This window comes from Janthinobacterium goodfellowi (assembly GCF_051380695.1).
Taxonomy (GTDB): domain Bacteria; phylum Pseudomonadota; class Gammaproteobacteria; order Burkholderiales; family Burkholderiaceae_D; genus Janthinobacterium.
The window spans coordinates 1398612-1414304 of sequence record NZ_JBNYXN010000001.1; the positions used below are offsets into that span (position 1 = coordinate 1398612).

The following is a 15693-nucleotide window of genomic DNA, read 5'->3' on the forward strand; positions in this document are numbered from 1 at the left end:
CATGCCTTGTCCTGGCAGGGTGCCACCGATCAGCAGCGGCTTGACCCCCATAATGGCTTGCCGCTGATCGCGACCCTGGATGCCTTGTTTGATCGCGGCCTGATCAGCTTTGCGGATGATGGCGCCATGTTGTGTTCCCCCTCGTTGCTGGGGCGGCATCGCGAACTCTTGGGGTTGCCAATCCCGTTGCGCATGGTCCTGAAGGAGGAGCAGAAATACTATCTGCGTATGCATCGGCAACGCTTTGCGTTTTGTTCGCCTGCTCAAGATTAAACAATCATCGCTACGCTGCCCGCTATTTCTCTGCCGATGGCGCTGCATTTTTCCTTGTCTGTTTGAGATATGGATAATTCATATCTCCACTATCACAACATGTAATTGGATTGATAGCTTGCAATGCGGCATCATGCATCTGTCTCCTCTATCTTCCTCCAAGAAAATAGATTCAGCCCGCCCCGCAGCGGGCTTTTTTTTGCCCGTCGCCGTCACAAAGTGCCGCTAGTCGATGCCGTCGTCCGTTTCAGCGGGTCGGGCGTGACCCGCGCAAGACGGCCAGATGCATTCGAGCGTGATTTCACATGAGCACTATTCATGGATATATAAAATATTATCATTATTTTTAATGGGTGGAACCTTTTATGATGTGTGCATACTTCATAAGGAGCACCGTCATGACCGTCACGACACACAATCTGGGCTACCCGCGCATCGGCGCCAAACGCGAACTGAAATTCGCCCTGGAAGACTACTGGCAGGGCCAAGGCAGCCTGGACGCGCTGGAAGGCCAGGGCGCCGAATTGCGCCAGCGCCACTGGCAAGACCAGCACGCGCTGGACCTGGCGCCCGTGGGTGACTTTTCCTTCTACGACCAGGTGCTGGACCTGAGTTTTACACTCGGCAACTTGCCGCGGCGCGTGCGCGGCCTGGAAGGCGCCGCCCTCGACAACTATTTCCGCGTGGCCCGCGGCCGCTCGGCCGGCGACAGCGATTGCCGCTGCGTCCACGCCGGCGAAATGACGAAATGGTTCGATACCAATTACCACTACATCGTGCCGGAATTTGAGGCCGGCACGCAGTTCAAGCTCGACAGCTCCCGCCTGCTGCGGCAACTGGCGCAAGCGCGCCAGCTCGGCGTAAAAGCCAAGCCCGTGCTGATCGGCCCCGTCACCTACTTGTGGCTGGGCAAGGCCAAGGATGATTCCGACAAGCTGGCGCTGCTGCATGCCTTGCTGCCCGTCTACGTGCAACTGCTGCAGGAACTGGCGACCCAGGGCGTGGAGTGGGTGCAGATCGACGAACCGATACTCGTCACGGAACTCGATGGCGCCTGGCAGCAGGCGCTGGTGACGGCCTACGATGCCTTGAGCAAGGTCCATCACGTCAAATTGCTGCTGGCCACGTATTTCGGCAAGCTGCAAGACAACCTGGCACTGGCGTGCACATTGCCGGTCCAGGGCTTGCACCTCGATGCCGTCAACGCCCGCGAGGAAGTGGAGCAAGTCATCACCCGGTTGCCCGCCAGCAGCGTGCTGTCGCTGGGCGTGGTGAATGGCCGCAATATCTGGAAGACGGACTTGAACGGCGTGCTGGCATGGCTGGAACCCGTGCATGCCAGCCTGCAAGACCGTTTGTGGATTGCCCCGTCGTGCTCGCTGCTGCACGTGCCCGTCGACCTGGCCAGCGAACAAAAGCTCGATGCCGATATCCAATTCTGGCTGGCCTTTGCCCGCCAGAAGCTCGATGAAGTGCACACCATCGCCGGCGCCTTGAACCATGGCCGTGCCTCCGTGCAGGCGGCGCTGGACGCCAATCATGCGGCCGTGCAAGCGCGCCGCCAGTCGAGCCGCGTGCATAATCCGGCAGTGAAGGCGGCTGTGGCGCGCATAGCCGCCAGCATGGGCCAGCGCGTGAGCGGCTATGTGGAGCGTGCCGCCAAGCAAGCTGCGCTGCTGCAACTGCCGCTGTATCCGACGACGACCATCGGCTCCTTCCCGCAGACGGCGGAAATCCGCCAGGCGCGCAGCCAGTTCCGCAGCGGCCAGCTGGATGAAGCCGGCTATAAAAAGCTGATGCAGGCGGAAATCGCCCGTTGCGTCAGGGAACAGGAAAGCCTGGGCCTGGACGTGTTCGTGCATGGCGAAGCGGAACGCAACGACATGGTGGAATACTTTGGCGAACAGCTCGACGGCTATGCCTTCAGCCAGTTCGGCTGGGTGCAATCGTACGGTTCGCGCTGCGTGAAACCTCCCATCCTGTTCGGCGACATCAGCCGCCCCCGCGCCATGACGGTCGAGTGGAGCACTTACGCCCAGTCGCTGACGGACAAGCCGATGAAAGGCATGCTGACGGGCCCCGTCACCATCCTGAACTGGTCCTTCGTGCGCGACGACCAGCCCCGTTCCGTGTCGTGCCACCAGCTGGCGCTGGCCATCCGCGCCGAAGTGCAGGACCTGGAACGGGCCGGCATCCGCGTGATCCAGATCGACGAGGCGGCGCTGCGCGAAGGCTTGCCACTGCGCAAGTCGCAATGGGTCGACTACCTGCGCTGGGCCGTGGAAGCGTTCCGCATCGCGGCCAACGGCGTGACCGACGAGACGCAGATCCACACGCATATGTGCTATTCGGAATTCAACGACATCATCGCGCAGATCGCCGACATGGATGCGGACGTCATCACCATCGAAACCTCGCGCTCCGACATGGAATTGCTGGACGCCTTCGATAATTTTAACTATCCGAACGACATCGGCCCCGGCGTCTACGACATCCACTCGCCCAATATTCCAAGCCAGGAACAGATGGTGACATTGATGCGCAAGGCGGCCGAGCGCATTCCCGCGCGGCGCCTGTGGGTCAATCCCGATTGCGGCCTGAAGACGCGCGGCTGGAAGGAAGTCATTCCCGCGCTGGCCAATATGGTGGCGGCCGCGAAAAACTTGCGTGGCGATAACGTTGCCTGAGGATGGCAGGGGGAGAGGGCAGATATAGGGAATAGCTATTTCTATCATCACAACATACAATTGGCTTTATATGCTGCAACGCGGCATCATTGCACCTGTCTCCTCTACTTCCTCACAGGAATTAGATTCAGCCCGCTCCCGCAGCGGGCTTTTTTTTTGCCCGCTTTTTACTGCGCCATACGGCGCACGCTTGCTTGTCATCGAGGCATGGTGTTGCTTTTGTGCATGCTAAACTGGGCCTTCTCCAGACCAAGGTTGCCCTGATGATTGAACTGTTTCGCCACACGCTGGAGTCGACGCCCATCCTCGCCCTGTTTCTCGTCATCGGCGTCGGTTATGCGCTGGGGCGCATCAGCGTGTTCGGTTTTTCGCTGGGCGTGGGCGGCGTGCTGTTCGCGGGGCTGGCGCTGGGCGCGTTCGCTCCCGGTTCCGTGCCGCCGCCCATGGTCGGCTCCATCGGCTTGCTGCTGTTTCTGTATGGCATAGGCGTGCAATACGGCGTGCAGTTCTTCGCCGGCTTGCGCGGGGCGGGGCAAAAACACAACCTGATCGCGTTTGCCGCCGTCATGGGCGGCCTGGCCGTGTCCGTCTGGGGCGGACAGTGGATCGATATCTCGCTGCGCATGGCCAGCGGCGTGTTTGCCGGCGCCATGACCAGCACGGCCGCCCTGCAGGCGGCGCTGGAAGCGTCGCACGGCAATGGCGACGCGGCCGTCGGTTATGCGGTGGCGTATCCGTTCGGCGTCGTCGGTCCCATGCTGGGCCTGTATCTGGCCGGGCGCATATTAAAACCCGTGCTGACGCCGCCGCCGGCACCGATCGTCGTGTCGGAAATTACCATCGACGAAGCCAAATTGGCGGGCGCGGCCCTGTCCGAACTGGCCGACGGTCCGCTGGCGGGCGTGCAAGTGATCGGCGTGCGCCAGGGCCACCAGAACCGTTTGCCCGACCCCTCGCTGGTGCTCGGCGTGGGCGACGCGCTGATGGTGTCGGGCACGGTGGCGGGCGTGGAAGCGGCGCGCACGGCGCTGGGCCACCTGGATCCGGGCCGCCTGATGAAGGACCGCAGCGCATTTGACGGCACGGAAGTGTTCGTGTCGGACGCGGCAATCGTCGGCGTGCCGCTGGGCGAACTGAACCTGGCGAAAGACTTTCCCCTGCAGATCGCGTTCATACGCCGTGGCGACGCCATGATTCTGCCTCATCCGTTCCTGACGCTGGAATTCGGCGACCGGGTGATGGCCATTGCGCCGGCCAAGCATGCGGCCGACGTGCGCAAGCTGTTCGGCAATTCCATCACGGCCACGGCCGAGTTCAGCTATGTCTCGCTGGGCATGGGCATGGTGCTGGGCGTGCTGCTGGGCCTGGTGCCGATACCATTGCCATGGATAGGCTCGTTCAGCCTGGGCCTGGCGGGCGGTCCGCTGGTGATGGCGCTGATCCTGGGACGGCTGGGCAGGGTGGGCAAGATCAGCTGGCGCTTGCCGCTGTCGGCCAACCTGGTCATGCGCAACTATGGCTTGACGATCTTTCTCGCCGCCGTCGGCATGGCATCCGGCTTGCCTTTCGTGCAGCAGGTGGGCGCCGATGGCTTGCCCATGCTGGCGCTGGGGGCCGTGACGGTGCTGGTGGTGGTGGCCCTCGTCGTGATCCTGGGCAAGGTCTTCCTGCGCCTGCCGTTTCCCGAGTTGCTCGGTATCGCGGCCGGCGCCACGGGCAACCCGGCCGTCCTCGTGTTCGCCAACCGCCTGGCCAGGTCGGACCGGCCCAACCTCGGCTACGCCATGATTTTCCCCAGCATGACCATCGTCAAAATCGTCGCCGTGCAGGTGCTGCTGCATTTGTATGGGTGATGGCGGCAACGATCACTTCAAGACAGGCGCCGTGTGAGGTCGTCCAGCAACCATCGCCCTGCAGGCCCGAGCGTGCGACCCCGCTGGTGCGCCGCATAAATCGTCAGCCCTTCGCGGGGCGTCGGGTCGTGTTCGATTTGCATGGCAACCAGGCTGCCGGCTGCAATCAATGGCGACACGAGATGGTCCGGCATGCGGCACCAGCCGAAACCGCCGAGCAGGAAGTCCAGGCGGCGGCCAAGGTCGGCGAAGCGCCAAAGCTTGCCGCTTGCCAGCCCAAAGTTGGCGCCACCGGGATGGACCGGGTCTGACAGCACAAGCTGGACATACGGCTCCAGATCGGCCTGCGTCGCCGGACGTGCCAGCGAGGCAAGTGCATGCCCTGGCGCCACGACAGCCTGCATGCCGACACGCAGCAGCGGATAGGCGGCAATGTCGTCTGGAACAGAAGGCAGCAACAGGCAGATCCCGATGGCGGCCGGGTCATTTCTCAGACGCCGCAGCGAACCGCCTAGGCCTTCGGTCGAAAAGCTGACGGGCAGATTGGGAAATGTCCGGCTCAGTGCGGACAGGCTCTCGATCAAGGGCGCCGTCGGCACGAGAGGATCGATGGCAATGACGAGCTCGGGTTCCAGGCCCGAACGCGTCCCCATGGCCACTCCCTCGAAGCGGGCCGCGCTCGCCAAGACCAGACGCGCCTGCTCGACCAGAACCCTGCCAGTCTCGGTCAGGCTCGGGCGATGGCCACTGCGGTCAAACAGCCGTACGCCTTGCACATCCTCCAGCGTCGCGATGGCCTGGCTGATGGCCGATTGCACGCGGCCAAGTTGTCGACCGGCGGCGGAAAAGCTGCCCGTATCGGCGATCGTGACCAGTACCCGCAACTGGTCCAGCGTCAGACTTCCAATCAAAATAGCGTCTCCATGGCAACTCCATCATAATTATCGATGGAAATCATCATATTTTAATCTCTATTGGAAATAGATTCGCGGCGATATAGTGGAGACACATAAGCGGCCTGACCGACAAGCGTGCTTCAGGCGTTACCCCGCGGTGCTATTTTTAAGGATGACTGTATGACTCAGCTATTGGTAATCGAAACCAGCCCTCGTGGCAAGCACTCCGTGTCGCGCAACATGACGCGTCGTTTCGTGCAGGACTGGCGCGCCGCGCACCCGGATGGCGAAGTGGTCGAACGCGACCTCATGGATGCGGGACTGCAGTTCGTCAACGCGGCCTGGCTGCAAGCCTACTTCACGCCTGCGCAACAGCATACTCCCGCCATGGCGGACGAGTTACGGCTGTCGGACGAGCTGGTTGCGGAATTGCTTGCCGCCGACCACATTGTCATCGCAACGCCCGTCTATAACTACAATGTTCCGGCCGTGCTCAAGGCCTGGATCGACCATATCGTGCGCAAGGGGCTGACGCTGGGCTTCGACGGACGCGGCCTCGTGACCGGCAAGAAGGCAACCGTACTGATCGCGTCTGGCGGCGTCTATACGGAGGGCTCGCCGATCCGGGAGCGCGACATCGCCACCCAGTACCTGCGCCTCGTGCTTGGCGTGATCGGTATCGGCGACGTGACCTTCGTTGCCGGTGGCGGGGCCAAGGCGGTTGATTTAGGCGAGGAAACCATGGAACGCTTCGTCGAGAAGCTCGGCGCCGATCTCGGACGCGCGGCCAGCGTTTGATATGGATCGGCGCGGCAGCCAGCCACGGGTAGAGCATCCGCCCTTGTCGGCGAACGCGCCCGCCAGGTGGCCCGCTCCTGCGCGCCGGCCTGTGTAAAACCCCTGGCGCCACTCCCAATCTGTTGTACAATCCTTGAGAACGGTCGTGCTTTTTTGTGCGCTGAGCTTCCTTGCGTGCAGTCATCACGGCAACCGATAAGAACAAGGAGACAGACATGGACCTGCATTACACGGCCGAGGAGACGGCGTTCCGCGACACGGTGCGCGCCTTCCTCGACACCCATTTGCCGGCGGACTTGCAGCGCAAGGTGCGCCAGCATTTGCGCCTGAACCGCGACGACTATGTGCGCTGGCACAAGATAGTCGCGCAGCAAGGCTGGGCCGCGCCGGCCTGGCCCGTCGAATACGGCGGCACGGGCTGGACGTCCGTGCAGCGCCACATCTGGGAAGACGAGTGCGCGCGCGCCGCCACGCCGCCCATCCTGCCCTTCGGCGTCAACATGGTGGCGCCCGTCATCATGGCCTTCGCCAACGCCGAACAAAAAGCCTACTATCTGCCGCGCATCCTGAACTGCGACGACTGGTGGTGCCAGGGATACTCGGAGCCCGGTGCCGGTTCCGACCTCGCCTCGCTGAAAACCACGGCCCAGCGCGACGGCGACCATTACATCGTCAATGGCCAGAAAACCTGGACCACCCTGGGCCAGCACGCGGACATGATCTTTTGCCTGGTGCGCACGGACAGCACGGTGCGCAAGCAGGAAGGCATCAGTTTCTTGCTGATCGACATGAAAACGCCGGGCATCACCGTGCGCCCCATCATCATGCTCGATGAAGAGCACGAAGTGAACGAAGTCTTTTTCGACAATGTGCGCGTGCCCGTCAGCAACCTGGTGGGCCAGGAAAACAAGGGCTGGACCTACGCCAAGTATCTGCTGGGCCACGAGCGCACGGGCATCGCCGCCGTGGGCCGCTCCAAGCGCGAGCTGACTTTCCTCAAGCAGCTGGCCATGCAGCAAGCCAAGCGCGGCGCGCCGCTGCTGCACGATCCGGCGTTTGCCGCCAAGGTGGCCACCCTGGAAATCGAACTGATGGCGCTGGAAATGACGGTCTTGCGCGTCATCAGCGAAGAAGGCAAGGGGCCGGGGCCGCAGGCATCGATGCTGAAGGTGCGCGGCTCGGAACTGCAGCAGCAACTGACGGAACTGATGGTCGAAGCCATCGGCCCGCAAGCCTTGCCCTTCGACCCGGCATTTCTTGACGGCGGGGCGCCGCACAGCAGCGCTGGCGACGACCTGGCAGCGCCCTTGGCCGCGTATTACTTCAATTACCGCAAGACATCGATCTATGGCGGCTCGAATGAAATCCAGAAAAACATCATCACGCAGATGATTCTGGGCCTGTAAGGCAGAAGGAGACGACATGGACTTCCATTTTAATCAGGAACAGCAGCAATTCGCCGACGCGCTGCGGCGCTGGGTCGACAAGGATTACCCGTTTGAAACGCGGCAAACCATCATCCATTCCGCCACCGGCACGTCCGATGCCGCCTGGGCCACCCTGGCCGAGCTGGGCATGACGGCCTTGCCGCTGCCGGCCAGCGCAGGCGGCTTCGACGGCACGGCCGTCGACATGCTGCTGGTGATGCAGGAACTGGGCCGTGGCCTCGTGGTCGAGCCGTATTTCGCCACCGTGCTGGGGGCGCGCTTTTTGACCCTGGCCGGCGGCCATGATGCGGTGCTGGAACAGGTCGCCGGCGGCGGCCTGAAGCTCGCCTGCGCGCTGGGCGAACGCCAGTCGCGCCATGACCTGCACGATATCGCCACCACGGCCATCGCCAGCGGCGACGGTTTCGTGCTCGATGGCGAGAAAACCGTCGTCATCCATGGCGCCCAGGCGGATTCTCTGATCGTCTCGGCGCGCAGCGGCGGCGGCCAGGATGACACGGACGGCATCTCGCTGTTCCTCGTGCCCGTCGGCGCGCCCGGCGTTTCCGTGCGCGACTGCCGTACCATCGACGGCCAGCGCGCCGCCACCGTGACACTCGTGCAAGTGGTGCTGGGGCATGACGCCCTGATCGGCCAGGCAGGGCAGGGCTGGGCCGTGCTCGACGCGGCTCTCGACTATGGCGCCGCCTTGCTGTGCGCGGAAGCCGTGGGCGCCATGGACGCCATCTTTGCCGCCACCCTTGACTATTTGAAGACGCGCCAGCAGTTCGGCGCGCCGATCGGCAAGTTCCAGGCCTTGCAGCACCGCATGGCCGACATGTTCATCCACCTGGAGCAAGCGCGTTCGATGGCCATGCTGGCCGCCGCCAAGGTCGACAGCGAAGACGTCGCCGAGCGCCGCCGTACGGTCTCGGCCGCCAAGGCGCGGGTGGGACTGGCCGCCACCTTTGTCGGCCAGCAAGCCGTGCAATTGCATGGCGGCATGGGTGTGACCGATGAATTGCCCGCTGCCCACCATTTCAAGCGCCTCTCCATGATCGCCCTGACCCTGGGCGACGTGGACCATCATATCGAGCGCTTTATCGCCCAGCCGGGCTTTTTGCCGACGGAGACCGCATGACCGCATTGACGGAAATTAAACCCAAGCACTGGTATTTCGAAGACTTTACGCAAGGCCTGGAAATCGACCTGGGCCAGCGCCACGTGACGGAGGCGGAAATCATCGCCTTCGCCACGGATTTCGACCCGCAGCCGTTCCATGTCGACCATGCGGCGGCGGAAAAGACCATCTTCAAGGGCGTCATCGCCAGCGGCTGGCATACCTGCGGCATGATGATGCGCCTGGTGGTGGACAATCTGCTCAAGCATTCGTCCAGCATGGGTTCGCCCGGCCTGGACAGCATCCGCTGGTTGAAACCCGTGCGCGCGGGCGACACCTTGCAGCTGACTTACCAGGTCAAGGAAGTGCGGCCGTCGACCTCGAAGCCGGACCGCGGCATCGTCATTTCCGTATGGAGCGTGCGCAACCAGCATGGCGAGGTGGTGACCACCGTCGAAGGCATGGGCATGTTCGGCCGCCGTCCGGCCGGAGAACACCATGCGTGATATCGCCGGCATCGCCGGTTTCCAGGCCTTGTCGGGACAGCACGTGGCCGTCTCCGACTGGCTCACCATCACGCAGCAGCGCATCGACACCTTTGCCGACGCCACGGACGACCACCAGTGGATCCATGTCGATGTGGAGCGTTGCGCGCGCGAGTCGCCGTACGGCTGCACCGTGGCGCACGGCTTTCTCACACTGTCCTTGCTGCCCGCGATGTTGCAGGGCGCCTTGCACATGGCCGGCATCCGCATGGCCATCAACTATGGCCTCAATAAAGTGCGTTTCCCCGCCCCTGTGCCTGTCGGCAGCCGCCTGCGCGCGCGGCTCGACATTCTGTCCGTCGAGGACGTGCCGGAAGGGGCGCAAGTGAACTGGGCCGTCACCATGGAGAGGGAAGGCGACACGAAACCCGTGTGCGTGGCGGAATTTCTGATGCGTTGCTATCGCTGAGCGGCAAGCTGAGCCCACATCGTAGGTCGGCGTAGGTCGGTTTAGCCCGCAGGGCGTAAGCCGACGCAGGTGCGCGCGCCTCCTCTTTACTCCCCCTCCGACGCGCAATACCTGTCCCGCCCCGTATGCTTGGCGCGGTACAGCAGGGCGTCGGCGGCGCGGATCAGGGCGCTGGGGTCCATGCCTTCGGTCGGCATGACGCTGGCCATGCCCAGGCTGACGGTGACGTGCGGGCCGGCGCTCGATCTGGCGTGGGGAATGTGCAGCGCGCGCACTTCGTCGAGGATGCGCTGGGCCACCACTTCGGCGCCGTCGCGCGTTTCCTGCGGCAGCAGGATGATGAATTCCTCGCCGCCGTAGCGCGCCAGCAGGTCGGGCGGGCGCACGGCGCAGCGGCGCAGGGCGGCGCTCACCTGCTGCAGGCACAGGTCGCCCGCCTGGTGGCCATACGTGTCGTTGTAATCCTTGAAGTGGTCGATATCGGCCATGATGAGGGCCATCGGCACGCCGTCGCGCGCGCAGCGCCGCCATTCGCTGTCCATCGTGTCATTGAAGCTGCGCCGGTTGGCCACGCCCGTCAGCGAATCCGTCAGCGACAGTTCGCGCATGGCGTCGGCCTGCCGCTTGATGGTCAGCTGGCTGCGCACGCGGGCCCGCACGACGGCCGCGTTGAACGGTTTCGTGATGAAATCGACGGCGCCCGCTTCCAGCGCCCGCGTCTCGTCCTCGGGCTGGTTCAGGGCCGTGACGAAAATGACGGGGATGGCGCTCAGGACGGCCGATTCGCGCAGCGCATTGCAGACGGCATAGCCATCCATGCCGGGCATGACGGCGTCGAGCAGGATCAGGTCCGGCAGTTGATTGTGCGCAATTTCCAGCGCTTTGACACCGCTCAGGGCGAACAGCACGTCGTGTTCCTCGCGCAGCAGCTGGTGCAGGATCTGGATGTTTTCCATGGCGTCATCGACGATGAGGATGCGCCCGTTCATGGCAAGGTTGGTCCAGCTCACTTGTTTTCCTCTCGTTTCAGCTGATCGAGCACGAGTTTTTCCGCTTCGGAAAAATCCAGTGTCTCGATCGCGTTGGCCAGCGCCAGGGCCGCTTCCCGGTCTGACTGTTGTATGGCGGCGTGCAGGGCGTGAAATTGCGCCAGCGCCTTCAGGTTATTGTTGCGGATGAGGACGAGCAGGTCGGCCAGGCCGGCACCCAGGTCGAGCGGTGCGCTGCCGGGCGCCGCCGCTGCCGGCTGGCCGCGTCGCAGGGGCGAGGGCAGGGTGCGCGCCGCTTCGATGACTTCCGCCATCGCCAGTTCCAGCTGTCCCAGCAAGACCGCCGCGGCGTGCGATTGCTCCATGTTCAGCGCCTTTTCCGCTGCACCGGCCAGGCTGGCGACATGCGTGGCGCCCAGGTTGGCCGCCACGCCGCATACGCGGTGCAGCAGCTGCGTCGCCTGGCGCGTCTGGCCAGCGGCCAGCAGGCGCCGCGTGTCCTCGACGGCATCGCCTTGCGAATTCTCAAAGCGCTTGAGCAGGGCCAGGAAGGCGCCGTAATCGCCGCCGAAGCGGTGCAGGGCCGCCGCCAGGTCGATGCCGGGCACCGCGGCCGGCAGGTCCGGCGTCCGCGTGACGGCATCGCCCGTCCGGACTGCGCCGCCGCCGGGCGCCGGCACCAGCCGGGTCAGGGTCAGGATCATCTCGTCGACATCGATGGGCTTGGCCACGTGCGCATTCATGCCGCTGGCGACGGCGCGCAGGCGGTCTTCGTCCATGGCATTGGCCGTCATGGCGACGATGGGCAGGTCCGGCAAGCCCAGCGCGCGGATGGCCAGGGTGGCGTCATAGCCGTTCATGACGGGCATCTGCAAATCCATCAGCACCACGTCCCAGGCTTGCGGGGTGTGCGCCAGCAGGTCGACGGCCAGCTTGCCGTTGGCGGCCACGGCTACGCGCGCGCCCGAGTGCAGCAAAATGTACTGCGCCACTTCCTGGTTGATTTCATTGTCTTCCACCAGCAGTACGCGCATGCCTTCCAGCAAACCCGACAAGGGCGTGGACACGGGCAGCGCGGACGGTGCGTTGCGCCCATTGCGGCCGTCGCGCACGGCCGTCACGGCCGCCAGCAGGCGCGCCGGGGTGGCCGGTTTCGAGACGATGCCGGCCAGCATCAGGCTGTCGGCCAGGCGTTCGAGGTTTTCGCTGTCCTGGTCGGCCACCAGCATGATCACGGGCGGCAGTGCCAGGTGCGCGCCGGCGCGCGCCTCGGTGAGCATGGAAATGCCATCCATGCCCGGCATGGCCGCGTCCAGCAATACGAGGTCTGCCGCCGGCCCGCCGCTGGCATGGTCCCGCAGCAGCGCCAGGCCGGCCGCGCCGCTGTCGGCGCTGCGGCTGTGCCAGCCCTGCGCCGCGCACCAGCCTTCCAGCATGGCGCGCACGCTGGCGTTGTCGTCGATGATCAGCAGCGACAGATCCCTGGGCGCACCCTTGCCCGCCGGCTCCGGCGGCGGCGCCACCTTGCCGAAGCGGCAGCGGAAGCGGAAGTCGGAGCCCTGGCCCAGCGCGCTTTTCACGCTGAGCTGGCCGCCCATCAATTCCACCATGCGCCGGCAGATGGCCAGCCCCAGTCCCGTGCCGCCGTATTTGCGGCTGGTGCCGCTGTCGCCCTGGGAAAACGCGTCGAAGATGCGCTCCTGCTCGGCTGCGCCGATGCCGATGCCCGTGTCGCGCACGGAAAACTCGAGGGTCGCGCTGGCCGCATCCTCGGCCGCCATGGCGATGGTCAGCACCACTTCGCCATGCGCGGTGAATTTGACGGCGTTGCCCACCAGGTTGATCAGGATCTGCTCCACGCGCAGGGCGTCGCCGATCAGTTCGTCGGGCACGCCCGGGTCGAGCACGAACACGGGTTCCACGCCGCGCGCCCAGGCGCTGCTGGCCAGCAGGACGCCGATGCTGCCCAGCATGCGCTCGAGCTGGAAGCGGCGCTGTTCCAGCACCATCTGTCCCGCCTCGATCTTGGAAAAATCGAGCACGTCGTTGACGATATGGAGCAGCGACTGCGTGGCCATCTGGATCTTGCCGACGTAGCTGCGCTCGCGCCGTTCCAGCGGCGACTCTTCCAGCAGGCGCGCCAGGCCGATGATGGCGTTCATCGGCGTGCGGATTTCATGGCTCATGTTGGCGACGAATTCGCTCTTCGCCGTGCTGGCCGCCTCGGCCTTGTCGCGCGCGCGCACCATTTGCTCGTTGAGTTCGTGCAGGCGCAATTCCGTGCGCTTGAGTTCGGAGACATCCGAGGCCAGCACGAAGAAGCCCCGCACGCCGCCGCTGTCGTCGACGTCGGGGATGTAATTGGTCCACGTATGGCATACCTGGCCCGTGGGGTCGAGCAGGTCGCGCTCGAAGCTTTGCGGCCGGCCCGCCAGCACGCCCTCGACATGAGGCGCATACACGTCGAACAATTCCTGCCCCAGCAATTCGCTCATGTGGATGCCGGCCAGCTCGGCGCTGCTGCGGCCAAACCATTCGTTATAGAAATTATTTGCGAAGCGGCAACGCAGATCGGCACCCCAGTACGAGACCATGCCGGGCAGGTTGTCGGTGACGGTGCGGATGAAGCGCTCGCTCTGTTCCAGGCGCAAGGTGGTGGCGTGCAGCACCTCGGTGGCGCGCTTGCGTTCCGTGATGTCGATCGCTACTCCGAGCACGTGGCTGGCGCGGCCCGCGTCGTCGCGCAGCAGCACCTTGCGCGTGGTGAAGTAGCGCGTGGTGCCGTCGGCCGTGTTGATCGGCTCCTGTTCGATTTCCACCATCTGCCCCGTGGCCAGCAGCTTGCGGTCGGCGCTGACGAAGGCGGCCGCCTGCTGCGGCGGGAAGAAGTCGTGGTCGGTCTTGCCCAGCAATTGCTCGCGCGAGCGTCCCAGGGTCAGTTCCGCGTGGCGGTTGACCATTTCAAAGCTCAGCTTGTCGGCGCGCTTGACGAAGACCATGGCCGGGATGTTTTCGATGATGGTGCCGAACAGGTGTTTCGAGCGGCGGAATTCCGCTTCGCTGCGCTTGCGTTCGCTAATGTCCAGCCACAGGCCCGACACGCCCAGCAACTGCTGCTCGGGGCCGAAAATCGGATGATACGAGACGATCCAGTGGCTCAGCTGCTCGCGCTGCTGCCCGCTATGGCCCTGCAATTCGAGGTCGACGATGGGCGATCCCGTTTCGAGCACCTGGCGCACGCAGCGTTCCACCTCCATGCGCACGGCGGCGTCGAACAGCATGGCGCCCACGGGACGGCCCAGATGCTGCGCCACGCTGGCCCCGTTGATGGCGGCCAGGTACTGGTTGATCATGACGATGCGCAAATCCAGGTCCACGAACAGCATGCCGATGGGCGCCGTCGCGTAGACGGTTTCGAGCAGGCGCGTGGATTTTTCCAGGGCCAGGGTGCGTTCGTCCACCAGGCTTTCGAGCTGCGTGCGGTGGCGCCGCAAGTCGCGTTCCAGCGCGCCCAGGGCGGCTGCCATGTCGGCCGATTCGCGGTCCGTGTGGCGGTGCGAGAGCAGGGGTTTGCCTTGCGCCAGCGCCTGGATCTGCACGGTCAGTTCCTGCAGGGTGCGGGCCAGGCGGCCGCCCACGCGCCAGGCCAGGGCAAAGCCGGTACCCAGCAGCAGGGCCAGGATGAGGGAGCCCGTGACGACGGAACCCAGCAGGGCTTCGGCCACCGTGCTGGTGCGGATGGTGACGGCCACCGTCCAGGCGTTGTCCGGCGCGCGGCGAAAGCCCGTATACACGTCGATGCCTTCCAGGGTGGCATGGCGCAGCACGCCTTCGCGCGCCTGGCGTATCTGCTCCAGCAGGGGGGCCGGGCTGCGCTGGCCCACATAGCGCTGCGGCGCCAGGGTGCGCGCCACGTTGATGCCGTCGGCATTGATGATGGCCGCGCCCAGGTAGGCCGGCAGGTGCAGCTCGCGCAGCAGCACGGGCAGGTAGTCGGGCGGGTACAGCGCCGTCAGCACATAGGCGGGACCTTGATCACGCGGCAAGGGTTGGTTCAGGGCCAGCCGCGGCACCTCGTCCGGCGCCATGAGCAGGCTGGTCAGCCGTGGCTTGCCGTAGTCGCGTGCGCGCTCCAGGCTGGCGGCCCATTTCTGCGGCAAGGGCGGCGGCGCCTGGCCGGCGGGCAAGGCTGTATTGACCAGCTGGCGTCCCTTGGCGTCGGAGATGATGTAGGCGCTGACGGCCCGGCCCGGCTGCAGCAGGCTGCCGGCCAGGGTGTGCAGGGTGCCGATATCGTCGTCTTGCAGGGCGGGCGAGGCGGCCAGGATGCGCGCGGCCATCTGGGCGCCGCTCAGGTCGCGTTCGATGGCGGCGGCGACCGCCCGCGCCGCCTGCGCCGTTTCGCTGACGACATGGTCGCGTTCGCGCGTGTAGCTTTGCGCCACGAGCAGGAGAAACACGAGCGCCGTCGGAATGACCCAGGCGAACACCAGCCATGAAATTCTTGAGCGTATCGAAGGCAAATCTTGCACCCGGAAAGCTCCCAGAATGGATGAGTCGACAGGCAGGCTCACGCTGGCGCTGGCTGACCTTGAATGAAAAGATGCTAGACGAAATTGATTGTTCTGACAAGCCTAGTTTCTTGGGTGGAAAAAAGGTTGTGCAAGGGATACAGAAGAGGGGGCGCCCATCCCGC

At 64.5% G+C, this 15693-nt stretch carries 11 protein-coding genes; 8 read left to right on the forward strand and 3 right to left on the reverse strand.

The annotated features are described in order from the left end of the window. The first annotated feature begins 6 nt into the window (after positions 1 to 6). The 3 genes from ACQ4WQ_RS06335 to ACQ4WQ_RS06345 all read left to right on the forward strand — a co-directional run bounded on the left by ACQ4WQ_RS06335 (position 7) and on the right by ACQ4WQ_RS06345 (position 4813). On the forward strand, positions 7 to 273 hold the full coding sequence (locus ACQ4WQ_RS06335) for an HNH endonuclease (RefSeq protein ID WP_436495449.1): 267 nt from the start codon (positions 7 to 9) through the stop codon (positions 271 to 273). Positions 274 to 671: 398 nt separating this feature from the next. Next, positions 672 to 2960, forward strand: a complete 2289-nt coding sequence (gene metE, locus ACQ4WQ_RS06340) for a 5-methyltetrahydropteroyltriglutamate--homocysteine S-methyltransferase (RefSeq protein ID WP_436495451.1) — start codon at positions 672 to 674, stop codon at positions 2958 to 2960. Positions 2961 to 3223: 263 nt separating this feature from the next. Continuing rightward, the gene (locus tag ACQ4WQ_RS06345; RefSeq protein ID WP_436495453.1) at positions 3224 to 4813 is read left to right on the forward strand and encodes an aspartate:alanine exchanger family transporter; all 1590 of its coding nucleotides are present in this window, start codon (positions 3224 to 3226) and stop codon (positions 4811 to 4813) included. Positions 4814 to 4830: 17 nt separating this feature from the next. On the opposite strand, the gene ACQ4WQ_RS06350 is transcribed toward ACQ4WQ_RS06345, so the two are convergent. Beyond that, positions 4831 to 5724 (reverse strand): LysR family transcriptional regulator, encoded by an 894-nt coding sequence (locus ACQ4WQ_RS06350; protein WP_436495455.1) that lies wholly within the window; start codon positions 5722 to 5724, stop codon positions 4831 to 4833. Positions 5725 to 5889: 165 nt separating this feature from the next. Between ACQ4WQ_RS06350 and ACQ4WQ_RS06355 the strand changes: the two genes are divergently transcribed. The 5 genes from ACQ4WQ_RS06355 (at position 5890) to ACQ4WQ_RS06375 (ending at position 10008) form a co-directional block, all read left to right on the forward strand. Next, positions 5890 to 6507, forward strand: a complete 618-nt coding sequence (locus ACQ4WQ_RS06355; RefSeq protein WP_436495457.1) for an FMN-dependent NADH-azoreductase — start codon at positions 5890 to 5892, stop codon at positions 6505 to 6507. A gap of 215 nt (positions 6508 to 6722) precedes the next feature. Beyond that, positions 6723 to 7913 carry an acyl-CoA dehydrogenase family protein gene (locus ACQ4WQ_RS06360; RefSeq protein ID WP_436495459.1) on the forward strand — a complete coding sequence of 397 codons (1191 nt, stop codon included), beginning with the start codon at positions 6723 to 6725 and terminating at the stop codon, positions 7911 to 7913. A gap of 16 nt (positions 7914 to 7929) precedes the next feature. Beyond that, the gene (locus ACQ4WQ_RS06365; RefSeq protein WP_436495461.1) at positions 7930 to 9075 is read left to right on the forward strand and encodes an acyl-CoA dehydrogenase family protein; all 1146 of its coding nucleotides are present in this window, start codon (positions 7930 to 7932) and stop codon (positions 9073 to 9075) included. Further along, a complete protein-coding gene (locus ACQ4WQ_RS06370; protein WP_100873442.1) occupies positions 9072 to 9560 on the forward strand; it encodes a MaoC family dehydratase in 489 nt (162 codons plus the stop codon). Before ACQ4WQ_RS06365 ends, ACQ4WQ_RS06370 begins: the two co-directional genes overlap by 4 nt. Then, positions 9553 to 10008, forward strand: a complete 456-nt coding sequence (locus ACQ4WQ_RS06375; protein ID WP_436495463.1) for a MaoC family dehydratase — start codon at positions 9553 to 9555, stop codon at positions 10006 to 10008. The genes ACQ4WQ_RS06370 and ACQ4WQ_RS06375 overlap by 8 nt, the downstream gene beginning before the upstream one ends. An 86-nt stretch (positions 10009 to 10094) precedes the next feature. Here the strand turns inward: ACQ4WQ_RS06375 and ACQ4WQ_RS06380 are convergent, their stop codons facing one another. Together ACQ4WQ_RS06380 and ACQ4WQ_RS06385 are read right to left on the reverse strand one after the other, a co-directional pair. Continuing rightward, entirely contained in the window at positions 10095 to 11018 is a 924-nt protein-coding gene (locus ACQ4WQ_RS06380) for a diguanylate cyclase domain-containing protein (RefSeq protein WP_326459756.1), read from the reverse strand. Beyond that, a complete protein-coding gene (locus tag ACQ4WQ_RS06385; protein WP_436495466.1) occupies positions 11015 to 15487 on the reverse strand; it encodes a PAS domain-containing protein in 4473 nt (1490 codons plus the stop codon). Before ACQ4WQ_RS06385 ends, ACQ4WQ_RS06380 begins: the two co-directional genes overlap by 4 nt. Positions 15488 to 15693 lie beyond the last annotated feature (206 nt).